Annotated in this window: 23 protein-coding genes; 14 read left to right on the top strand and 9 right to left on the bottom strand. The window is 66.6% G+C overall.

From position 1 onward, the window contains the following. A partial coding sequence (locus VOI27_RS18355; protein WP_323767212.1) for a hypothetical protein occupies window positions 1-194 on the top strand: 194 nt, incomplete at its 5' end. A 278-nt stretch (window positions 195-472) separates the two neighbouring features. Here the strand turns inward: VOI27_RS18355 and VOI27_RS18350 are convergent. From VOI27_RS18350 to VOI27_RS18325, 6 genes are all read right to left on the bottom strand, one after another. Then, window positions 473-916 carry a DUF302 domain-containing protein gene (locus tag VOI27_RS18350; RefSeq protein WP_323767210.1) on the bottom strand — a complete coding sequence of 148 codons (444 nt, stop codon included), beginning with the start codon at window positions 914-916 and terminating at the stop codon, window positions 473-475. A gap of 28 nt (window positions 917-944) precedes the next feature. Beyond that, complete coding sequence (gene msrQ / locus VOI27_RS18345; protein ID WP_323767208.1) at window positions 945-1562, bottom strand: protein-methionine-sulfoxide reductase heme-binding subunit MsrQ; 618 nt, start codon at window positions 1560-1562, stop codon at window positions 945-947. Beyond that, on the bottom strand, window positions 1559-1768 hold the full coding sequence (locus VOI27_RS18340; RefSeq protein ID WP_323767206.1) for a GDCCVxC domain-containing (seleno)protein: 210 nt from the start codon (window positions 1766-1768) through the stop codon (window positions 1559-1561). The genes msrQ and VOI27_RS18340 overlap by 4 nt, the downstream gene beginning before the upstream one ends. 3 nt (window positions 1769-1771) lie before the next feature. Beyond that, entirely contained in the window at window positions 1772-2677 is a 906-nt protein-coding gene (gene msrP / locus VOI27_RS18335) for a protein-methionine-sulfoxide reductase catalytic subunit MsrP (RefSeq protein WP_323767204.1), read from the bottom strand. A 136-nt stretch (window positions 2678-2813) separates the two neighbouring features. Further along, window positions 2814-3518, bottom strand: a complete 705-nt coding sequence (gene pyrF / locus VOI27_RS18330; protein WP_323767202.1) for an orotidine-5'-phosphate decarboxylase — start codon at window positions 3516-3518, stop codon at window positions 2814-2816. 87 nt (window positions 3519-3605) lie between these two features. Then, complete coding sequence (locus VOI27_RS18325; protein WP_323767200.1) at window positions 3606-3917, bottom strand: hypothetical protein; 312 nt, start codon at window positions 3915-3917, stop codon at window positions 3606-3608. Window positions 3918-4223: 306 nt separating this feature from the next. Between VOI27_RS18325 and clpB the strand changes: the two genes are divergently transcribed. After that, on the top strand, window positions 4224-6842 hold the full coding sequence (gene clpB / locus VOI27_RS18320) for an ATP-dependent chaperone ClpB (protein WP_323767198.1): 2619 nt from the start codon (window positions 4224-4226) through the stop codon (window positions 6840-6842). Between the two features lie 162 nt (window positions 6843-7004). On the opposite strand, the gene VOI27_RS18315 is transcribed toward clpB, so the two are convergent. Next, on the bottom strand, window positions 7005-7484 hold the full coding sequence (locus VOI27_RS18315) for a fasciclin domain-containing protein (protein ID WP_323767196.1): 480 nt from the start codon (window positions 7482-7484) through the stop codon (window positions 7005-7007). Window positions 7485-7783: 299 nt separating this feature from the next. On the opposite strand from VOI27_RS18315, the gene VOI27_RS18310 reads away from it, so the two are divergent. The 12 genes from VOI27_RS18310 (at window position 7784) to VOI27_RS18255 (ending at window position 18546) form a co-directional block, all read left to right on the top strand. Beyond that, a complete protein-coding gene (locus tag VOI27_RS18310) occupies window positions 7784-8647 on the top strand; it encodes a branched-chain amino acid aminotransferase (RefSeq protein WP_323767194.1) in 864 nt (287 codons plus the stop codon). A gap of 52 nt (window positions 8648-8699) precedes the next feature. Further along, window positions 8700-9155 (top strand): universal stress protein, encoded by a 456-nt coding sequence (locus VOI27_RS18305; protein ID WP_323767192.1) that lies wholly within the window; start codon window positions 8700-8702, stop codon window positions 9153-9155. A 225-nt stretch (window positions 9156-9380) separates the two neighbouring features. After that, window positions 9381-9944, top strand: coding sequence for a NifU family protein (locus VOI27_RS18300; RefSeq protein ID WP_323767190.1), 564 nt, complete (start codon window positions 9381-9383; stop codon window positions 9942-9944). A gap of 18 nt (window positions 9945-9962) precedes the next feature. After that, a complete protein-coding gene (gene tsaB / locus VOI27_RS18295) occupies window positions 9963-10589 on the top strand; it encodes a tRNA (adenosine(37)-N6)-threonylcarbamoyltransferase complex dimerization subunit type 1 TsaB (RefSeq protein ID WP_323767216.1) in 627 nt (208 codons plus the stop codon). Further along, entirely contained in the window at window positions 10579-10992 is a 414-nt protein-coding gene (locus tag VOI27_RS18290) for a GNAT family N-acetyltransferase (RefSeq protein ID WP_323767188.1), read from the top strand. Before tsaB ends, VOI27_RS18290 begins: the two co-directional genes overlap by 11 nt. Window positions 10993-11137: 145 nt before the next feature. Continuing rightward, a complete protein-coding gene (locus VOI27_RS18285) occupies window positions 11138-12133 on the top strand; it encodes a BMP family ABC transporter substrate-binding protein (RefSeq protein ID WP_323767186.1) in 996 nt (331 codons plus the stop codon). A gap of 152 nt (window positions 12134-12285) precedes the next feature. Next, the gene (locus VOI27_RS18280; RefSeq protein ID WP_323767184.1) at window positions 12286-13887 is read left to right on the top strand and encodes an ABC transporter ATP-binding protein; all 1602 of its coding nucleotides are present in this window, start codon (window positions 12286-12288) and stop codon (window positions 13885-13887) included. A gap of 212 nt (window positions 13888-14099) precedes the next feature. Then, on the top strand, window positions 14100-15194 hold the full coding sequence (locus tag VOI27_RS18275) for an ABC transporter permease (protein WP_323767182.1): 1095 nt from the start codon (window positions 14100-14102) through the stop codon (window positions 15192-15194). Between the two features lie 3 nt (window positions 15195-15197). Beyond that, window positions 15198-16163 (top strand): ABC transporter permease, encoded by a 966-nt coding sequence (locus VOI27_RS18270; protein WP_323767180.1) that lies wholly within the window; start codon window positions 15198-15200, stop codon window positions 16161-16163. 282 nt (window positions 16164-16445) lie between these two features. Further along, on the top strand, window positions 16446-17369 hold the full coding sequence (locus VOI27_RS18265; RefSeq protein ID WP_323767178.1) for a sulfite exporter TauE/SafE family protein: 924 nt from the start codon (window positions 16446-16448) through the stop codon (window positions 17367-17369). Beyond that, entirely contained in the window at window positions 17369-18130 is a 762-nt protein-coding gene (locus tag VOI27_RS18260; RefSeq protein WP_323767177.1) for a TIGR02186 family protein, read from the top strand. Before VOI27_RS18265 ends, VOI27_RS18260 begins: the two co-directional genes overlap by 1 nt. Continuing rightward, the gene (locus tag VOI27_RS18255; RefSeq protein WP_323767175.1) at window positions 18127-18546 is read left to right on the top strand and encodes a thioesterase family protein; all 420 of its coding nucleotides are present in this window, start codon (window positions 18127-18129) and stop codon (window positions 18544-18546) included. The genes VOI27_RS18260 and VOI27_RS18255 overlap by 4 nt, the downstream gene beginning before the upstream one ends. Before the next feature lies 1 nt (window position 18547). Here VOI27_RS18255 and VOI27_RS18250 read toward each other — a convergent pair whose 3' ends face one another. Further along, window positions 18548-18952 carry a PaaI family thioesterase gene (locus VOI27_RS18250; protein WP_323767173.1) on the bottom strand — a complete coding sequence of 135 codons (405 nt, stop codon included), beginning with the start codon at window positions 18950-18952 and terminating at the stop codon, window positions 18548-18550. A 327-nt stretch (window positions 18953-19279) separates the two neighbouring features. After that, complete coding sequence (locus VOI27_RS18245; RefSeq protein ID WP_323767171.1) at window positions 19280-21901, bottom strand: peptidoglycan -binding protein; 2622 nt, start codon at window positions 21899-21901, stop codon at window positions 19280-19282.

The raw sequence follows: 21901 nt of genomic DNA, 5'->3' as shown, positions 1-21901 counted from the left end.
CTAACTTCTTGGCGCGCCCGCCCGTCATTCCCTCTGATTTTCTCCACCTCGTCTGCGTCAACTCAGCCTCTCGACCTCGCCGCCGCCCCGTCTGGCGTCCCGTTGTGCGCCTCAGCGCCGCCGGTGAGGGGCTATCTAAGGATTACCCGCAGAACCCGCAAGCGGTTTTTCACAAGAAAACGACAGTTTCTTGAATCTTTCTATAAAATATCCTCTTTTCAGTGACTTAAGGCGCAGCATTTTCTTGCAGTTCGACCTGTGGTGGGGGTGGATCGCCTGACCTTGAAGAGCGGATGAACCGCCTCGTCCGGGCGCTTCCCTGCTGTCCACAGGGTTACCCACAGGTTTACCCGGAAGATCGCCCGATACGGCTTCGAATTTCACCGACTCGGGCCCCCTCCCGAGTCGCGAACGGCCCCCGAGAGGGAGCCGTGGCGAGTCAGGGTCGTCAGATCGGGTGCGTGGTCGCGTTCTATTCCGCCGCCTTGGCGGTCAGCTTCTGCAACGCGCCGGCCATCGGATCGGTGACCGAGGACGGCAGCGCCCCGTCTGCCAGATCGGCGAGCCGCTCCGCCGGGGCTTCATAGGCCAGCCAGGTGCCGCCCTCCCTGTCCTCGTAGACGAGAACCTTCAGCGGCAGGCCGAGACCGGCCTCTGGCGCTTCGATCATCGCAGGGGTGCCAATCTCGGGATTGCCGAAGATCACCAGTTCCGAGGCGCCGATGTCTTGGCCGACCTTCCTGGCTCCTGCCCCGTGATCGACCCTGGCAAAGAGCGTGGCTCCGGCAGACTCGATCGCGGCAACCAGCGCGTTGGCGGCCTCGCCGACGCTCTTGCCGGTGGCGACCTTGACGGTCTCGGCGCTGGCACCGGTGGCGGCGAGCAGCGGCAGGGCGAGGATCAGGGAACGCAGCATGGGTCTCTCCATATGGTGGCGCCGCCGGTCAGGTCGGGCGGCGACGGAAACGGCGCAACTTGCGAGGCTCGATGCGCAGGGCGAGCAGTGCCAGCACAACGCCGAGATAGAGCAAAGGTTCCAGCTGCAGCCCCTTGGCCAGCATCAAATAGTGCACGGCGCCGAGCAGCACCGCCAGATAAGTCAGCTTGTGCAGCCTGCGCCAGCGCGGGCCCAGCCGGCGCACCGACCAGTTGTTCGAGGTCAGCGCCAAGGGCAGCAACAGGGCGAACCCCGCCATGCCGACGGTGATATAGGGGCGTTTGACGATATCGGCCCAGATTTGCGACAGAAGCTGCACGTCGAGCAGCAGCCAGGTGAGCAGATGCAGCGCCACGTAGAAGAAGGCCATCAGCCCGATGGCACGGCGAAAGCGGATCAGGGTAATGCCGGCAAAGCGGCGCAGCGGTGTCACCGCCAGCCCGGCGATCAGCAGCTGAAGGGCAAACTCCCCAAGCGCATGTTCCAGGGCTTTGATCGGTTCTGCCCCGAGCCCGCCGGTGAGGCCAAGATAGAGATACCACGCCGCCGGCAGCGGCAGCAGCAGATAGAGCAGCCAGGGCGGCACCCGGCGCTGCGCGGTGTTGAGGCGGTCTGTCAGGCTCATCCGCAGCACCCGTCACCGATCTGGACCGGCGGGCAGGCCACCGTACCGTAGGAGCAGAAGACGCAGCAATCGCCGGGCGCGGGCCTCAGGACCGTGTCGCATCCGGCGCAGCGGTAGAAGAACTGGCAGGCATCCGTCGGCATTTCCTCACGCGCCGCATGGCCGCAGCGCGGGCAAGTCAGCGTCGAGATCAGAACAGTGGCCATGGCTCAGATGTACTTCTGCAGGTCCATGCCCTCATAAAGGGCGGCAACCTCTTCCTCGTAGCCGTTGAACATCAGCGTCGGCATCTTGCGCGCAAACAGCCCGCCGCCGATGCGCCGCTCGCTGGCCTGTGACCAGCGCGGATGATCGACCTTGGGGTTCACGTTGCTGTAGAATCCGTATTCGCGGCCATTGGCAATGTTCCAGCTGGTCGGCGGCTCCTGGTCGGTCAGGGTGATGCGGACCACCGACTTGATTGATTTGAAGCCGTATTTCCACGGCACCACCAGCCGCAGCGGCGCGCCGTTCTGGTTGGGGATGTCGCGGCCATAGATGCCGGTGGCCATGATGGTCAGCGGATGCATCGCCTCATCAAGCCGCAACCCCTCGACATAGGGCCACTCCAGCACCGGGTATTTCTGGCCGAACATCTCTTCGGGGCGATAGAGCGTCTCGAAGGCGACGTATTTCGCATCGGACCGGACGCCGGCGAGGTCCAGCAGGTCGGCCAGCTCAAAGCCGTTCCAGGGCACCACCATCGACCAGGCCTCGACACAGCGGAACCGGTAGAGTCGCTCCTCGATGGTCATCTTCGCCATGATGTCCTCGAAGGCGTAGTCGCCGGGCCGGTCGACCATGCCGTCGATCTTGACGCTCCAGGGGTCGGTGGTCAGCGCATGGGCATTGCGCGACGGGTCGTCCTTGCCGGTGCCGAACTCATAGAAGTTGTTGTAGGTGGTGATGTCGTCCCACGCGTTGGGCTCGAGCGCGTCGTCCTGCGCCAGCGCCGGGCCGGCGATGGAGGCGAGGCCAAGACCGGCGGCGCTGCCGATCAGCTGTCGCCGGTTGAGATAGACCGATTCCGGTGTGACGTCGGTTTCGGTCAGCGTGTTCTTCCAGCGATAGGCCATGTCGTTCCCCTTGGTTGGCGCGCGGGGGACGGTCGCGGTCCCCCGGTCAGACTATACCTAGCCGCCCCGGGGGTGTGCACAAAGCCACAGCTGCTCAACTCTGCGTGGCCCGATTGTAACGTTCGGCGTGCGACGGTCAGCCGTTGAGTTCGGCCACGATCGCCTGCGCCGCGGCACGCGGGTCCGTCGCCTGCCAGACCGGGCGGCCGACGACGATGTGGTCGACGCCGTTGGAGATTGCGCTGGCGGGGGTGACGATACGCTTCTGATCGCCGGCGTCGGCACCGGCGGGGCGGATGCCGGGCGTGACGATGAGCCTTCCTTGCGCCTCCGGCAGCGCGCGGATCATCGCCGCCTCCTGCGCCGAGGCAATGACGCCGTCGGCACCGGCCTCGAAGGCACGGGCGGCACGGGTGGCGACGATGTCATGAATGTCGCCGGGGGTGATCATGCCGGCATCCAGATCATCGCGATCGAGCGAGGTGAGGATGGTGACGGCGAGGATCTTGAGGTCCTTGCCGGCGGCGCCCTCCTTGGCGGCGCGCACAACGTGCGGATCGCCATGCACGGTCAGAAAGTCGAGATCGAACTGCGCCAGCCCGCGCACCGCCGCCTCGACGGTGGCGCTGATGTCAAACAGCTTCATGTCGAGGAAGATACGCTTGCCCTGCTCGGCCTTGAGCTCGTTGGCCAGCGCCAGCCCCCCACCTGTCAGCATCCCGAGGCCGATCTTGTAGAAGGAGACGCTGTCGCCGAGCTTTTCGGCCAGTTCGAGCCCGGCGACGGCGTTGGGCACGTCGAGGGCGACGATCAGGCGGTCATCGGCGGAGGAAAGGGTCATGGCGCGGCTCCATCTGGTAGGGTCGCGCTTTGTTGGCCGAGGCGGTGGGTGAGGTCAAGCCTCGCGCCGGTCCCCCTCGCGCCGGTCTCAGTGGCGGGTGAGCATCTGTTCGAGAAAGTTCGGCCGGCTGAACAGGATGCGTTTGGCGATATCTTCTTGTCGGTCGGGCAACGCCATGGCGACGCGGCGCTTGGTCAGGGTACAGTCACCGGGGCGGTGGATCCGGCGGGCCTGGGTCACCAGAGCGGCCTGCACCTCATTGGTGTCCTGATCGATCGGCGCCGGAACCTCGACCGAATAGGTGAAGCTGTCGGTGCCCTCCATCAGGGTGACATGGGCTTCGAAACAGCCGGTCTCGGCATTGTGGCGGGCGTCTGTGATACGGGTCTTGAACGGCATCTCACTGCCTCCCTTTTTACTGCTCGCGGGGCGTAACCCCTGCTTATCGAACGTCTTTGGCACCCAGTTTGTTCCAGAGCCCGAATGACGCCACGTCCCGCCCCCTGCGCCGGGACCTTTGTTGGCCCCGCCATGAGGCCCCGGAGCGGGGTCCGGGGCGCGGGCGCCGATACAGCGAACCCGGCCGCGAAAAACCTCTTGAAAACCCCCTGCCTATGCCCATTTTGAGTTTCGAAGGCCCACAAGGGGATGTGCCGCAAAGTCGGGCATCCACAGTACCGGGCGCTTAACATGAAGGAGACAGCCATGGACTTGTCTAAGTTCACGGAGCGGTCGCGCGGGTTCATTCAGGCCGCGCAGACCATCGCAATGCGGGAAAGCCACCAGCGGCTCGCCCCAGAACACATCCTCAAAGCCCTGCTCGATGACGAGGAAGGCCTGTCGGCCAACCTGATCAAACGCGCCGGCGGCGCGCCGGACCGGGTGGTGCAGGCCAATGACCTCGCCCTGTCGAAGATCCCGCAGGTCAGCGGCGATGCCGGGCAGATCTATATGGACAGCGGCACCGGCAAGGTGCTCGACGAGGCCGAGAAGGTTGCCAAGAAGGCCGGCGACAGCTTTGTCCCGGTCGAACGCATCCTGATGGCGCTGGCGCTGGTGCGCTCAGAGGCCAAGAAGGCGCTCGAGGCCGGCGCGGTCAGCGCGCAGACGCTCAACAGCGCGATCAATGATGTCCGCAAGGGCCGCACTGCCGATACGGCAAGTGCCGAGGACGGCTATGAGGCGCTGAAGAAATACAGCCTCGACCTCACCGAACGCGCCCGCGAAGGCAAGATCGACCCGATCATCGGCCGCGACGAGGAAATCCGCCGCGCCATGCAGGTGCTGTCGCGCCGCACCAAGAACAACCCGGTGCTGATCGGCGAACCCGGCGTGGGTAAAACTGCCATCGCCGAGGGTCTCGCCCTGCGCATCGTCAACGGCGACGTCCCCGAAAGCCTGCGCGACAAGCGCCTGCTGTCGCTCGACATGGGCGCGCTGATTGCTGGCGCGAAATATCGCGGCGAGTTCGAGGAACGCCTGAAGGCGGTGCTGTCGGAAGTGACCGCCGCCGCCGGCGAGATCATCCTCTTCATCGACGAGATGCACACCCTCGTGGGCGCCGGCAAGGCCGATGGCGCGATGGATGCCTCGAACCTGCTGAAACCGGCACTGGCGCGCGGCGAGCTGCATTGCGTCGGGGCCACCACGCTGGATGAATACCGCAAGCACGTCGAAAAGGACGCGGCGCTGGCGCGGCGGTTCCAGCCGCTTCTGGTCTCCGAGCCGACCGAGGAGGACACGATCTCGATCCTGCGCGGCATCAAGGAGAAATACGAGCTGCACCACGGCGTGCGGATTTCCGACTCTGCGCTGGTGGCGGCGGCACAACTGTCGCATCGCTACATCACCGACCGCTTCCTGCCCGACAAGGCGATCGACCTGATGGACGAGGCCGCCTCGCGCCTGCGCATGGCGGTGGACAGCAAGCCCGAGGAACTCGACGCCCTCGACCGCGACATCCTGCAAAAGCAGATCGAGGTCGAAGCCCTGCGCCGCGAGGACGATCAGGCCTCCCGCGACCGGCTGGAAAAGCTGGAAAAGGAGCTGGGCGACCTGCAGGACCAGTCGGCGCAGCTGACCGCCAAATGGCAGGCCGAGCGTGACAAGCTGGCCTCGGCCCGCGACCTCAAGGAACAGCTCGACCGCGCCCGCGCCGAGCTCGACATTGCCAAGCGCAATGGTGACCTCGCCAAGGCCGGTGAGCTCTCTTACGGCGTCATCCCGCAGCTGCAGAAGCAGCTCGTGGAGGCCGAGGAGCAGGAGCAGGACGGTGTCATGGTCGAAGAGGCCGTGCGCCCCGACCAGATCGCCTCGGTGGTCGAGCGCTGGACCGGCATCCCCGCCGGGCGGATGCTCGAGGGCGAGCGCGAGAAGCTGCTGCGGATGGAGGACGAGTTGCACAACCGCGTCGTCGGCCAGAACCAGGCCGTTCGCGCGGTGGCCAATGCGGTGCGCCGGGCGCGTGCCGGGCTGAACGATGAGAACCGGCCGCTCGGCTCCTTCCTGTTTCTCGGGCCGACCGGCGTCGGCAAGACCGAGCTGACCAAGGCGGTGGCGAACTTCCTGTTCGATGACGACAATGCCATGGTGCGGATCGACATGTCGGAGTTCATGGAAAAGCATTCCGTCGCCCGTCTGATCGGCGCGCCTCCGGGCTATGTCGGCTATGACGAGGGCGGCGTGCTGACCGAAGCGGTGCGGCGCCGGCCCTATCAGGTGGTGCTCTTCGACGAGGTCGAAAAGGCGCATCCGGATGTGTTCAACGTGCTCCTGCAGGTGCTCGACGACGGTGTGCTGACCGATGGCCAGGGCCGCACGGTGGATTTCAAGCAGACGCTGATCGTGCTGACCTCGAACCTCGGCTCGCAGGCGCTGTCGCAGCTGCCCGACGGGGCCGATGGCGCGCAGGCCAAACGCGACGTGATGGATGCGGTGCGGGCGCATTTCCGGCCCGAGTTCCTCAACCGGCTCGACGAGACGATCATCTTCGACCGGCTCAAGCGCGAGGACATGTCCGGCATCGTCGACATTCAGCTCGCCCGGCTGCTCAAGCGGCTGGCGACGCGCAAGATCGCGCTGGAGCTGGACGATGCGGCGCGCAAATGGCTGGCCGACGAGGGCTATGACCCGGTGTTCGGCGCCCGGCCGTTGAAACGGGTGATCCAGCGTGCGCTGCAGGACCCGCTGGCCGAGATGCTGCTGGCCGGCGACGTCGCCGATGGCGATCTGGTGCCGGTGAGCGCCGGCGCCGACGGGCTGATCATCGGCGACCGGGTGGCCGCGACCAACCGGCCGAGGCCCGACGACGCAGTCGTCCACTAAGTCCACGGACGACGCAGTCGTCCACTAAGTCGACGGGCGGCGCAGTCGTCCACTAAGTAACGGGCGGCGCAGTCGGCCACGTAGCAACGCAAGACGCGCCGGGGACACCCCGGCGCGTTTTTTCTTTCGCCATGGCCGACAGGCGTCGGCCGGACAGTCGGATCATTCCGGCATGATCACCGCATCGATCACGTGGATCACGCCGTTCGAGGCTTCGATATCGGCCTGCACCACGTTGGCTTCATCGACCATCACGCCGCCTTCGGTCATGATCGTCACGTCGCTGCCCTGAACGGTGGTGGCCATCATCTCGTTGCTCAGATCGCCGGACATGACTTTGCCGGGCACTACGTGATAGGTGAGCACGGTGACCAGTTTCTCCTTGTTCTCGGGCTTCAGAAGGTCTTCGACAACGCCCTCTGGCAGGGCCGCAAAGGCTGCGTCGGTGGGGGCAAAGACGGTGAACGGGCCTTCGCCCTTCAGGGTCTCGACAAGGCCCGCGGCCTCGACGGCGGCCACCAGCGTGGTAAAGCTTCCGGCCTCGACTGCGGTGTCCACGATATCCATGGAATGACCACCTGCAAACGCCGGCGTGGCGAGGACGGCGGCGGTGGACAGCATCATGAAGGTTCTGCGGATCATAGTGTAACTCCCATTGAGTGTGTGTTGCGATGTGCAACTGAAAAGAGTTACGGCGCGTGGTCCCGCCCGGATCATCACAGCTTTGCGTGAACCGTGCTTGACCTTAGGGCTCCAACGCCTAAGCCCCGCCCGGCTGAGATTGCCAATGACGTTGATGTGATCCGAAACCGGTGATCTCCGCCGGATCCGCCCCGCCCCGGCCGGCGCTGCCTCCCTCTGCGCTCGTCAGCGCGGACGGCAAGGCACACTCTGGACCTTGCCGCCCGGCCCGCCTAGTGTCCGCGCGAAGGAGGACCCCAATGGCGACCGGCACCGACATCCGCACCTATTTCGACGGCCACTGGCATGACGGCGACCTCGCCGTGATGAAGGCCGCCGATCATGGCAGCTGGCTCGGCTCCACCGTCTTTGACGGCGCACGGATGGTGAACGGGCTGACCCCGGATCTCGACCTGCACTGCGCCAGGGTCAACCGATCGGCCGAGGCGCTGATGATCACCCCAACGGTCGCGACCGACGAGATGGTGGCGATCATGAGGCAGGGCCTCGCCGCCTATGCCCCCGGCACCGCGGTCTATATCCGGCCGATGTACTGGGCGCTCGAGGGCGATTTCCTCGGCGTGGTGCCGAAACTTGGTGCCACCGGCTTCGCAATCTCGCTCGAGGCCATCCCGATGGCGCCCGAGGAGGCCAGCACCACGCTGACCCGGACCCAGTTTCACCGCCCGGTGCTGGCCGATGCGGTGGTCAATGCCAAGGCCGGCTGCCTCTATCCCAACAACGCCCGCATGCTGGCCGAGGCCCGCGCCAAGGGCTTCGGCAATGCGCTGGTGGCCGACGCGCTGGGCAATGTGGCGGAAACTGCCACCGCCAATGTCTTCATGGTGCGCGACGGGGTGGTCTTCACCCCGGTCGCCAATGGCACTTTTCTCGCCGGGATCACCCGGGCGCGGCATATCGCCAACCTGCGGGCCGATGGTGTCGAGGTGGTGGAGACGGTGCTGAGCTTTGACGATTTCCATGCTGCCGACGAGGTCTTCCTGTCGGGCAACATGATGAAGGTCACCCCGGTGACCGGGTTCGACGACACCGCCTACCAGATCGGCCCCGTCACCCGCCGGGCGCGGGCGCTCTACTGGGACTGGGCGGCCTCGCAGCAATAACAATTGTCCGTAAGGACGAAGGCGGGCATGATCCGCCGCAAGGAGTGGACAGATGCGCAAATTCCTCGTCGTGCTGGATGACAGCCGAGAATGCCTGAACGCGATGCGGTTCGCCGCGATGCGGGCCAGCCATACCGGAGGGGGGGTCGAGATTCTCTCGGTGATCCCGCCGGACGAGTTCAACCACTGGATCGGCGTCGGCGAAGTGATGCGCGAAGAGGCGCGCGAGCGCATCCATGCGCATTTCGAGGTCTTCGCCAAATGGATGCGCGACCGTCAGAACGTCGACCCCAAGCTGGTGATCCGCGAGGGCGAGCCGGTGGACGAGATCATTGCCCAGGTCAACGAAGACGCCGAGATCGGCGTGCTGGTGCTGGGCGCCGGTACCGAAAAGCAGGGCCCCGGCCCGCTGGTCACCCAGCTGACCCGCAACTCCGGCCTGCTGCCGATCCCGATCACCATCGTGCCGGGCGATCTCTCGAAGGAGCGGCTCGAGGCGATCACCTGAACGTCTCGCCCGGCCGACCCTGCGGGAGCCTCCGGCGGGAGTTTACCCGGCAAGATGAAGACGGAGCCGCGCGCCTTAATCTTGCCCGTAAACTCCGGGGTGCGGGGCAGAGCCCCGCCCGGTCGGTGCGGCGCAGGCCGGCGCCGGCGATTTAGAACCGTTCCAAACATTGACAAGACCCGGGCGGATGGACATATCTGACCCAAGCGATAAGGACCCTGTCTCATGTTCATCCAGACCGAATCCACCCCCAACCCCGCCACGCTGAAGTTCCTGCCCGGCCAGACCGTGCTCGAGATGGGCACCGCGGATTTTCCTTCGGCCGAGGGTGCCTCGGCCTCGCCGCTGGCCGAGCGGCTGTTTGCCATCGAGGGCGTCGAGGGCGTGTTCTTCGGGCATGATTTCGTCACCGTCACCAAGGCGGAGGGCAAGGACTGGGATCACCTGAAACCGTCCCTGCTGGGCGCGATCATGGAGCATTTCCAGTCCGGCGCGCCGGTGATGGCGGGCGATGCGGCCGGCCCCTCGGGCCACGCCGAGCATTCCGGCGAGGATGGCGAGATCGTCACCCAGATCAAGGAGCTGCTCGACAGCCGGGTGCGCCCGGCGGTGGCCCAGGATGGCGGCGACATCACCTTTCACGGCTTCGAGCGCGGCGTGGTCTACCTGCACATGCAGGGCGCCTGCGCCGGCTGCCCCTCCTCGACGCTGACCCTGAAGATGGGCATCGAGAACCTGCTGCGCCATTACATCCCCGAGGTCACCGAGGTGCGCCCCGTCGCCGTCTGAGCGGTGGCGCGGGGTATCGTGATGTCCGAGCCGCTGGTTCTGGGATTTGATACATCGGCCGCGCATTGCGCGGCCGCTTTGCTCTGTGGTGACCGGCTCCTCGTCAGCCGCGTCGAGGAAATGGGCCGCGGTCAGGCCGAACGGCTGTTTCCGCTGCTCGAGGCGGTCCTGACCGAGGGCGGTGCCAGCTGGCGTGACCTGAGCGCGCTCGGCGTCGGCACCGGGCCCGGCAATTTCACCGGCATCCGCATCTCCGTCGCCGCCGCCCGCGGGCTGGCGCTGTCGCTGGGCATTCCGGCGGTCGGGGTCACGGCGCTGGAGGCGGCGGTTTACGGGCTGCCGGAGCCGGTCACCGCGATGATCGATGCGCGACGCGAGCGGGCCTATGTGCAGCGCTTTCCCGAGGGGTCGCCGCAGCTGGTGGCACTGGCGGAGTTTCGCCCCGACACCCCCGTCACCGGCCCCGGCGCCGGCCTGATCGCGGGTGAGGCCCTGGCCCAGCCGGTGCCCGTCGCAGAGGCCACGGCGCGGATCGCCGCCGGGCGCTTTGCGACAGAGACCCGCGCCGCGGCGCCGCTCTACATCCGCCCGGCCGATGCCGCGCCGGCGCGCGACCTGCCGCCGGTGATCCTCGATGACGCCTGAGGCGCTGGCCGCGCTGCACGGGGCCGCCTTTGCCCCGGCGCGCGGCTGGTCGGCGGCCGAGTTCGAGGGCTTTCTCGCCGATCCCGCCTGCCTGCTCGCCACCCGCCCCGGGGGATTTGCGCTCGCGCGGGTGACGCTGGACGAGGCCGAGCTGCTGACCATCGCCACCGATCCCGGCCGGCGCCGCAAGGGAACGGCTCGGTCGCTCCTTGCGGAACTCCTCGCCAAGCTGGTCGCGCGCGGCGCCGAGACCCTGTTTCTCGAGGTGGCCGAGGACAATGCCGCCGCCCGCGCGCTCTATGCCGCTGCGGGCTTTGCCCAAGCCGGACGACGCAGGCGCTATTACCCGCGTCCGGACGGGCCTCCCGCCGATGCGCTGATCCTGCGCAGGGCGCTGGGCTAACCCTCCGTTTCCGTTGCGGAACTGCAGAAGAATCGGTTGACCCTGTGCCGCCAACCCGGCCTTAATTGGCGATGATCCGGGGCAACCCGGGCACCAGACCTTTGCCCGGGGCCCTGCCCCGAGGCATACCAACGGGAGCAACCAGATGACATTCATGCAGAAAATTCTTGCGACCACCGCCGCCATGGCGCTGTCGGCCGGGGCGGCGCTGGCCGAACCCGCGCTGATCTTCGACCTCGGTGGCAAGTTCGACAAGAGCTTCAACGAGGCCGCCTTTGCCGGCGCGCAGCGCTGGGCCGAGGAAACCGGCGAAAGCTTCCGCGAGATCGAGCTGCAGTCCGAGGCCCAGCGCGAACAGGCGCTGCGCCGCTTTGCCGAGAACGGCAACAACCCGATCGTGATGACCGGGTTCGCCTTCGGCAACGTGCTGTCGGAAGTGGCGCCGGATTATCCCGACACAAAATTCGCCATCATCGACATGGTGGTCGACGAGCCCAACGTCCGCTCTGTGGTGTTCAACGAGCATGAGGGCAGCTACCTCGTCGGCATGATGGCGGCGATGGCGTCGGAAAGCGGCACCGTCGGCTTCATCGGCGGCATGGACATTCCGCTGATCCGCAAGTTCGCCTGCGGCTATGCCCAGGGCGCCAAGGCGGTCAACGGTGACATCACCGTGCTGTCGAACATGACCGGCACCACCCCGGCGGCCTGGAACGACCCGGTGAAGGGCTCGGAGCTGACCAAGGCGCAGATCAGCCAGGGCGCCGACGTGATCTATGCCGCCGCCGGCGGCACCGGCGTTGGCGTGCTGCAGACCGCCGCCGACGAGGGCATCCTCTCGGTCGGGGTCGACAGCAACCAGAACTACATGCACCCCGGCAAGGTGCTGACCTCGATGCTCAAGCGGGTCGACAATGCGGTCTATGACGCGATGACCCAGGGCGAGGCGCTGGAGACCGGCATCAACGTGATGGGCGTCGGCAACGGCGGCATCGACTATGCCCTCGACGAGCACAACGAGACGCTGGTCGGCGAGGAGATGAAGACCGCCGTGGACGACGCCAAGGCGAAGATCGCCAGCGGTGACCTCTCGGTGCACGACTATACCTCCGACGACAGCTGCCCCGATCTGAACTTCTGATCCCGGGCGTTTCGACAGCGGGCCGCGTCATGTCATGGCGCGGCCCTTTTCGTTGCGGCACAAGCCGCTTGCCTTGACGGCACGCCGGCGATTGCCCCTTTGCAAACCCGCCCAGCTTTGCAACTCTGGCCAGGATCACGAGGACAGACCGGATGACCCAAGCCCCCGCCATCGAACTCAAAGGCATTTCCAAGGCCTTCGGCCCGGTGCAGGCCAACAAGGACATTTCGATCCGGGTGATGCCGGGCACGATCCACGGCATCATCGGCGAGAACGGCGCCGGCAAATCGACGCTGATGTCGATCCTCTACGGGTTCTACAAGGCCGACGCCGGCGAGATCTTCATCCAGGGCCAGAAGACCACCATCCCCGACAGCCAGGCTGCCATCGCGGCGGGCATCGGCATGGTGTTCCAGCACTTCAAGCTGGTGCCGAACTTCACCGTGCTGGAAAACGTCATCCTCGGCGCCGAGGACGGCGAGATGCTGAAACCCTCGCTGGCCAAGGCGCGCAAGGCGCTGACCGATCTGGCGGCGGAATACGAGCTCCGGATCAACCCCGACGCGGTGGTCGAGACCCTCTCGGTCGGACACCAGCAGCGGGTCGAGATCCTCAAGGCGCTCTATCGCCAGGCCGATATCCTGATCCTCGACGAGCCCACCGGCGTGCTGACCCCGGCCGAGGCCGACCAGCTGTTCCGCATCCTCAACCGGCTGCGCGAAGAGGGCAAGACAATCATCCTGATCACCCACAAGCTGCGCGAGATCATGGACATCACCGACACCGTCAGCGTGATGCGCCGGGGCGAGATGACCGCCACGGTCAAGACCTCAGAGACCAGCCCGGAAGAGCTGGCCGAGCTGATGGTCGGCCGCAAGGTGTTGCTCCGCGTCGACAAGCAGCCGGCCGAGCCCGGCGCGCCGATCCTGCAGGTACGCGATCTGCGGGTGGTCGATGGCGACGGGGTCGAGCGGCTCAAGAGCATCGATCTCGAGGTGCATGCCGGCGAGATCCTCGGCATTGCCGGGGTGGCGGGCAATGGCCAGTCGGAACTGCTTGAAGTGCTGGGAGGCTATCGCAGCGCCACCGGCGAGGTGCGGCTCAACGGCGATGCGATCGACCTGACCGGCAAGAAATCCGACGGCCGCTCGCGCCGTGCGCGCGGCATCGCCCACGTGCCAGAGGACCGGCAGCGCGAGGGTCTGATCATGGACTACCACGCCTGGGAGAACGTCGCCTTCGGCTATCACCACGACGCGAAGTATCAATCCGGCCTGCTGATGAACAACGCCGCAATCAAGGCCGACACCGCCGCCAAGATGGAGAAATTCGACGTCCGCCCGCCCGATCCCAACCTCGCGGCCAAGAACTTCTCTGGCGGCAACCAGCAGAAGATCGTCGTCGCCCGAGAGATCGAACGCAATCCCGAGCTCTTGCTGGTCGGCCAGCCGACCCGCGGTGTGGATATCGGCGCCATCGAGTTCATCCACCAGCAGATCGTCAGCCTGCGCGATGCCGGCAAGGCGGTGCTGCTGGTCTCGGTCGAGCTCGATGAGATCCTGTCGCTCTCGGACCGGGTGGCGGTGATGTTCGACGGCCAGATCATGGGCGAGCGCCTCGCCTCGGAAACCGACGAGAAGGAGCTGGGGCTGCTGATGGCCGGGATCACCGAGATGCCGGACAAGCCGATCATCGAGGCCGTCGAAGAGCAGCTGGCAGCCAAGGAAGCGCGGGAGGCGAAGAGCCATGGGTAGGGCCGCCTCCGCCGCGCGGAATCAAGACCGCAGGCCGCCGCGCGATCGCCGACCCGCCCCCCGAGGCGGCGATCTGGCAGTTCAGGAGCATTGCCCGGAACACCTACGGATTTGGCGCGATAAAGTGGCCCGATCTACCGTCGGGACACCACCCCGCGGGTCGACGACCGCGCGGCTTCGCGCCTGGTTACTCAACGTCGGAGACTGCCTCCATGGATAGAATGCCCCCCTGGGCCGATGCGGTCCTCGTGCCGCTGATTTCGCTGATCCTCGCCGCGATCCTCTCGGCGCTGGTGATCATCGGCATCGGCGAAGACCCGGTCGCGGCCTTCAACCTGATGGTCGAAGGCGCTTTGATGCGCTCGGCCGGCTGGGGCTACACGCTCTACTATGCCACCAATTTCATCTTCACCGGCCTCGCCGTGGCCGTTGCCTTCCATGCCCGCCTGTTCAACATCGGCGGCGAGGGACAGGCGACGCTGGGCGGGCTCGGCGTGGCGCTGATGAGCCTCTATATTCCCTGGCCGCACTGGAGCCTGGCGCTGCTCGGCTCGGCGGTGGGCGCGGCCACCTTCGGCGCGCTCTGGGCCTTCATCCCCGCCTACCTTCAGGCCAAGCGCGGCAGCCATATCGTGATCACCACGATCATGTTCAACTTCATCGCCGCCGCTTTCCTGAACTACGTTCTGGTCAACCTGCTGCGCCCCACCGGCGCGATGGACCCGGCGACGGCGAAATTCCCCGAGGCGACCCACCTGCCCACCTTCAGCGACATGTTCTCTTCGGCCGAGACCGTGTTGTTCCGCGGAGCCCCGGCCAATGTCACCTTCTTCATCGCGGTGCTCGCCTGCGTCGTGGTCTGGCTGATGCTCTGGCGCACCCGGCTCGGCTATGAGATCCGCGCCTTCGGCCATTCCGAGAGCGCCGCGAAATACGCCGGCATCTCGCCTGTGCGGATCACCGTCATCGCCATGCTGATCTCGGGCGCGCTGGCCGGGATGATGGCGCTCAACACCACCCAGGGCGAAAGCGAACGGCTGATCCTCAACGCGACCGAGGGCGCCGGCTTCATCGGCATCGCGGTGGCGCTGATGGGCCGCTCGCATCCCCTGGGCGTGTTCCTCGCGGCGATCCTGTTCGGCTTTCTCTATCAGGGCGGCGCCGAGCTGGCGCTCTGGACCAATATCCCGCGCGAGCTGATCGTGGTGATCCAGGCACTGGTGATCCTGTTCACCGGCGCGCTCGACAACATGGTGCGGGTGCCGTTGGAACGCATCTTCATGGCATTTCGCCGGAAGGAGGGCTGACGCATGGACCTTTACACCATCCTGCAGGTGCTCGATTCCACCGTCCGGCTGGCGACGCCGCTGCTGCTGGCCTGTCTTGCCGGGCTGTTTTCGGAGCGCGCCGGCATCTTCGACATCGGCCTCGAGGGCAAGATGCTGGCCGCCGCCTTCTTTGCCGCCGCGCTGGCGGCGATCACCGGCTCGGTCTGGCTTGGCCTGCTGGCCGGTATCGCCGCCTCGCTGGTGCTTTCGGCGATCCACGGGCTGGCCTCGATCACCTTTCGCGGCAACCAGCTGATCTCGGGCGTCGCCATCAACTTCCTCGCCGCCGGCATGACCGTGCTGATCGCGCAGGACCTGTTTTCCCAAGGCGGCCGCACGCCGTCGCTGATCGGCAAGGGCCGGTTCGAGACGATCACCCTGCCCTTTGCCGAGAGCCTGCAGGGCGTGCCGGTGCTCGGCCCGATCTATTACGAGCTGATCTCGGGCCATTCGATCCTGGTCTATGTTGCCTTCCTGATGGTGCCACTGACCTGGTGGGTGCTGTTCCGCACCCGTTTTGGCCTGCGCCTGCGCGCGGTGGGCGAGAACCCGGCCGCGGTCGACACCGCCGGCGTCTCTGTCGTCGGACTGCGCTATGCGGCGGTGGCGATCTGCGGCGTGCTCTGCGGCATTGCCGGCGCCTACCTTGCGACCGGGCTGCAGGCCGGTTTCGTCAAGGACATGACCGCCGGCCGCGGCTTCATTGCCCTGGCGGCGCTGATCTTTGCCAAGTGGCGGCCGTGGTACGCGCTCTGGGCCTGCCTGCTCTTCGGTCTGCTGCAGGCGGTGGCGCTGCGCTACCAGAACATCGACCTCGGCATCCTGGTGCTGCCGGTGCAGTTCATGGACGCGTTGCCCTACATCCTCACCGTGGTGATCCTCGCGGGCTTCGTCGGCAAGGCGATCCCACCACGCGCCGGCGGCCAGCCCTACGTCAAGGAGCGCTGACACTCCGGGGCCAAACCCTTCGCAGGCGCAGCATCAATTGCGCCGGCGAATCCTTTTGCGACATATTCCTGCAAATACGCCCAATCCGCGGACATTATTCCCTCAATCGCGCGAATTCAGCAACTTAAAGCTGCATTCAACGCTTGCAGCACACTGCGAGCAGCGCGCCAAAGCGCTTGAATTCAGCCGGTCCCGGAAAAAAATGCCGCAACGCGGAAAATCTTGCCGCAAGCGCCACCGGGCCGGCTTGCAAACCCCCTGACGTTGGGTCTACAGAACCGCATGCAAATATACCTGCCAATAGCCGAGGTCTCGGTAAACGCTTTCCTGCTTCTCGGGCTGGGCGGCATGGTGGGCGTCCTGTCCGGCATGTTCGGTGTCGGTGGTGGATTCCTGATGACGCCGCTGCTGTTCTTCATCGGCATTCCGCCAGCCGTCGCAGTCGCCACCGAAGCCAACCAGATCGTTGCCTCCTCCTTCTCCGGCCTGCTCGCGCATCTCAAGCGAAAGACCGTCGACCTGAGGATGGGCGTGGTGCTGCTGGTCGGCGGCCTGATCGGCGCCGGAATCGGTGTCTTCGTCTTCAACTACCTGAAATCGCTGGGTCAGGTCGATCTTCTGGTCAAGCTCTGCTACGTCGTCTTTCTCGGCATCATCGGCGCTCTGATGTTCGCCGAGAGCCTGCGGGCGATCCGCAAGGCGCGCAAATCCGGAGGCGTTCCCCCGGCCAAGCGCAAGCATCGCGGCTGGGTCACGGCGTTGCCGTTCAAGATGCGGTTCCGCACCTCGGGGCTCTACATCTCGGTGATCCCGCCGGTGCTGGTCGGCGTGCTGGTGGGTATTCTCGCAGCGATCATGGGGGTCGGCGGCGGCTTCATCATGGTGCCGGCGATGATCTACATCCTGCACATGCCCACCAAGGTCGTGGTCGGCACCTCGCTGTTCCAGATCATCTTCGTCACCGCCTTCACCACCCTGCTGCATGCCACGACGAACTATACCGTCGACATGGCGCTGGCGGTTCTGCTGCTGGTGGGCGGCGTGATCGGCGCACAGATCGGCACGCGGATCGGCGTCAAGCTCAAGGCCGAACAGCTGCGCATCCTGCTGGCCATGCTGGTGCTTCTGGTCTGCGGCAAGCTGGCGTTCGACCTGCTGCTGCAACCCGGCGAGCTCTATTCCATCGGCGCGGTGGAGGGTCACTGATGCTGAGACTGACCGCCCTGCTGCTCTGCCTGCTGGTGCCCCTCGGGGCGAGCGCCCAGACCCCGCAACTCGAAGAGGACGTTGTCCTCGGCCTGTCACAGAAACGGGTCCGCATCACCGCCAATTTCGACGGCTCGGAAATCCTCCTGTTCGGCGCGATCAAGCGCAACGGGCCGCAGCCGGATAGTGATCTCGACGTGATCATCTCGATTTCCGGTCCGTCAGAGCCGGTGGTGGTGCGCCGCAAGGAGCGCCGCTTCGGTATCTGGATCAACACCGAGTCGGTCGATGTCTCGGCCGCGCCCAGCTTCTACGCCGTCTCCTCCTCGGGGCCACTCGACGAGATCCTGAGCGAGAATGCCAACAACCAGTACCGGATCACCGCAGACCGCGCCGTCTGGACGCTGAAATCGCAGGCCGCCTTCGCCGAGGCGATCCTGCGCATCCGCAACGACAACGGGCTCTACCAGAGCAATGAGGGCGCGGTGGAAGTGGCCGAGCAGGCGCTGTTCCGCAGCACCGTGCAGATGCCCGCCAACCTGACCGAGGGCCCCTATATCGCCCGGGTCTTCCTGCTGCGCGACCAGAAGGTGATTTCGCAGCACCAGACGGTGATCGACGTGCGCAAGGTCGGGCTGGAACGGTTCCTGTTCAACCTTTCGCGCGAACAGCCGCTGATCTACGGCCTGCTGTCGCTGGCGATTGCCATCGCCGCCGGTTGGGGCGCCTCGACCGCCTTCCGTCTGCTCAACCGGGGATGAGCCGCGCCCGCGGCGCCTATCCCTGGCTGACCGCCCTGCCCACCCGCTGGGCCGACAACGATCCGTACGGCCATCTCAACAACGCCACCTACTTCTCGCTCTTCGACACCGCGCTGACACTGTGGCAGATCGAGAGCGGGGTCCTGGGCGACGGGCCCGACGCCCCGCGGATGCTGGTGGTCGAGACCGGCTGCCGCTTTTTCCAGGAGCTGCGCTTTCCCGACCTCCTGCACGCCGGTCTGCGCTGCAGCCGCATCGGCCGCAGTTCCTTCACCATCGAGCTGGCGCTGTTTCGCGGCGCGGCCGAAGAGGCAGCGGCCACCGGCTTCTTTGCCCAGGTGCAGGTCGACGCGAAGTCCCATCGGCCGCTGCCGCTCGATGCGCCCCGCCGGGCGCTGCTTAAAACCATCGGCTGAGCTATTTGCGATAGCGGAACACGCCAGTGCCGCTGGCGATCACCGCCCCGGTCTCGTCCAGCACCCGGCCCTCGGCAAAGAAGGTGGATTCGCCACCGCCGGTTTTCCGGGCCTCGGCAATCAGCCTCTGGCCCTGCGGCCGCGACAGGTAGTTGACCGAGAGGTTCAGCGTCAGGCACATCTGTCGGCGGTCGGGGTCGCCTGTGTAGCAGCCTGCAAAGCCCATCGCGGTGTCGAGCAGCGTGGCATGCACCCCGCCATGCGGCGCGCCGTGGCGGTTGCGGGTAAAGGCTGCGAGGGTGATCTCGACCCTGGCGTGATCTGCCTGCCAGTCGGTCAGCTGCATGCCGATATGCTGGCCCCAGGGCGAGGGGCGTTCCCAATCGGCGGCGCGGTCGTCGGGCATCTGCGGCCTCCAGTCCAGTTCTATTGGGGCGGCTCCCAGCGGCCCGCCTGCCCCTTTTCCAAGGTCCGGACGGCCGCGTCCAGAGGCGTTTTCATCGCAACCGTATCCCCCGCGCGCCGCAGGCGAGCGCACGCGCTGATCGGGGCGAGCTGAAACGGACCCGCAGCCGGCGCGTGCCGACCCGCGACGTGATCTGGCTCGCGAATGTGGCGCAGGCCTGTCCCGCCAGGCTGAAAGGCGGCTCCTGGCCGGCAGCTCCGTCCCGAGCCGCTTGTCGGCCCTCGCGGGCCACCGCGCGAGGAGCGGCCGCAAGGGCGCGAGGAGCGGCTACTTCTCGGTCAGTTTCAGCTCGATCCGGCGGTTGCGCGCCCGCGCGTCTTCGGTATTGCCAGGATCGACCGGCTGGAACTGGCCAAAGCCGTTCGCCGCCAGACGCCCGGGCGCAATGCCGAGGAAATCGATCATGTAGCGCACCACCGAAAGCGCCCGCGCCTGGCTCAGCTCCCAATTGTCCGAGAATTGCGACGAGCCGACGATCGGTACGTTGTCGGTATGGCCGTCCACGCGGATCACCCAGTCGATCTCAGGCGGGATGTCATCGGCCACCGATTTCAGGATCCGCGCCACCTTGGCGATCTCGGTCTGGCCCGCGGGCGAAAGCCGCGCATCGCCAGAGCCGAACAGCACCGAAGAGGAAAACACGAAGCGGTCACCCTCGATCCGCACGCCATCCTGGTTGCCCAGAAGGTCGCGCAGCCGGCCGAAGAACTCCGAGCGGTATCTTTCCAGGTCCTTCTTCTCGGCCTCGAGCAGGGCGGCGTTGCGCGCCTCGGCATCGGCCCGACGGCGCTCTTCCAGCGCCTTTTGCGCCAGCGCGGTGTTGAGATCGGAGCCGAGGTTCTCGATCTGGATGTTCTGCGCCGCGTCGCGCACCTTGTAATCGTCCAGCAGCGCGCGCAATTGCCCCAGCTCGCCGCGAAGCGCGGCCACCTGCTGGTTGAGAAGTGCCGCGCGACGTTGCGCCTCGGTCGAGATCTGGGTCTGCTGTTCCAGCTCCTCGCGCGCCGAAGCCAGAAGCGCGGCACGGGTGGCGGCCTGTTGCGATTGCGACCGGGCCTCGGCCTCGGCATCCTTGGCCGCCTCCTCGGCGGCGAGCTTGAGCGCCAGCGCTTCGGCCAATTGCTCGCGGATGTCCTCCTGCGCGGTCTCGGCCTTGACCGTCGCCGCCAGCGCCGCCGAAAGCTGATCGCGCAGGCTGGCCTCGCCGGTCTCGGTCTCGTTCAGCGTCGCCCGCAGGTTGGCCAGCTGGCTTTCCAGCGCGGCCACCCCCTCCTGTGCCGCTTCCAGCTGCCCGCCAAGCGCTGCGGCGTTTTCCTGGGCCGCGAGTTGTGCCGCCAGGGCCTCGGCCAGCCTGTCCTCGAGCGATTTGGCCGCGCCCTGCACCTCTGACAGCTGTGACTGCGTGGTCTCGAGCCGGTTCTCAAGCGTCGCCTGCGCCTGTTCCGCCGCGACCCGGGCCGCCAGGGCTGCCGCCAGCTCGTCCTCGACACCGGCCAGATCGGACTGCGCCGCCAGCGCGCGGGCCAGTTCCGCCTCAAGCGACGCCTGCCGGTCCTCGGCCGCCTCGGCTGCCTGGCCGGCCGCCCGGGCGCTGCGCTCGGCGGTGATCTTGGCGGCCAGTGCCTCGGCCAGCTGCGCTTCCAGTGCGCCTTTCTCAAGCGCGCTGCTGTCGCGCAGGCTGCTCAGCGCCTGTTCCAGCTGGCCGATACGGGCCGACTGGTCCTGGCTGTCGAGAAGCGCCGCCGCCAGCTGCGCCTCGAGCGCGTTGAGCTGTGACGTGGTGCTCCGGTCGTCGCTGATCGCCGCCTGCAGGTCCTCGGCCAGGGCCGCGTTGCGCTGCTCCGCCTGCCGTTGCGCCAGAAGCGCCGCCGCCAGCTGCTGCTTGAGCGCCTCGGTCTCGGCCGTGGTCTCTTCCAGCGTCGCGCCGACCTGCGAGACCTGCGCCTCGGCCGCCTGTTGCGCCACCAGCGCGGCGGCCAGCCGGGCATCAAGGTCCTTCTCGGCCGCCTGCGCCGCCGCCAGCATCGACAGGGTCTCTTCCGCCTTGCGCCGCTGTTCCTCGAGCGCCAGCGTCATCGCCGAGAGTTCGGCATCGGCCGTCATCAGCTTTTCGCGCAGGGCCTCGGCCGCCGCCACCTCGGCCAGCCGCCTGGCCTCTTCCTCGCTCAGCCGGTCCTCCAGCGCACCGACCCGGGCGGTGAACTCGGCCGACGTCTCCTGCTGCTGTGCCTGCAGATCGGCGATCATCGCCTCGAGCGCATCGGCCTGTGCAGCCGCCAGACGTGCCGCCTCGACCTCGGCGTCAATCTCGTCGCGCGCCTGCGCCAAAGCCAGCTGCAGCGCCTCCTGCTCCGAGATCAAGGCCTGCTCGCTGCCCTCCAGCTCGGCGATCCGGGCGCTGGCCTGCTCCTGGTCCGACAGCAGCCCCGCCACCCGATCCTCGAACGAGGCGATCCGCACATTGGCCGCGCCCAGCGCCGCATCGCGCTCGGCCACGGTCTGCTCCAACAGGGAAATCCGGTCGCCGGCCTGCGACAGGGCCGCATCACGCTCGGCCACGTCCTGCTGCAGCCCGGCGATCAGCGACTCCTGCTGGCTGGCGCGGGCATTGGCATCGACCAGCGTCGAGACCAGCTGGCCGACCTCGGTCTGCAGCTCGGACGTTTTCTCGCGTTCCAGCCCCAGCGCCTGCGCCAGCGCCGCGATCTCGTTCGACAGCTCGTTGAGCTCGCTCTCCTGGCCGGTGATGGTCTCGCGCAGGGTGAACTGCACCACCATGAAGATGGTCAGCACGAACATCAGCACCAGCAGCAGGCCGGTCATCGCATCCACGAAGCCGGGCCAGATCGAAGCTTGCAACCGGTGACCGGTGCGGCGGGACAACGCCAT

It is taken from the genome of Marinovum sp. (assembly GCF_034669705.1).
In the GTDB taxonomy this organism is placed as follows: domain Bacteria; phylum Pseudomonadota; class Alphaproteobacteria; order Rhodobacterales; family Rhodobacteraceae; genus Marinovum.
The sequence above is the reverse complement of the archived record's forward strand: the minus strand, read 5'-3'. Positions and strand labels throughout refer to the sequence as shown.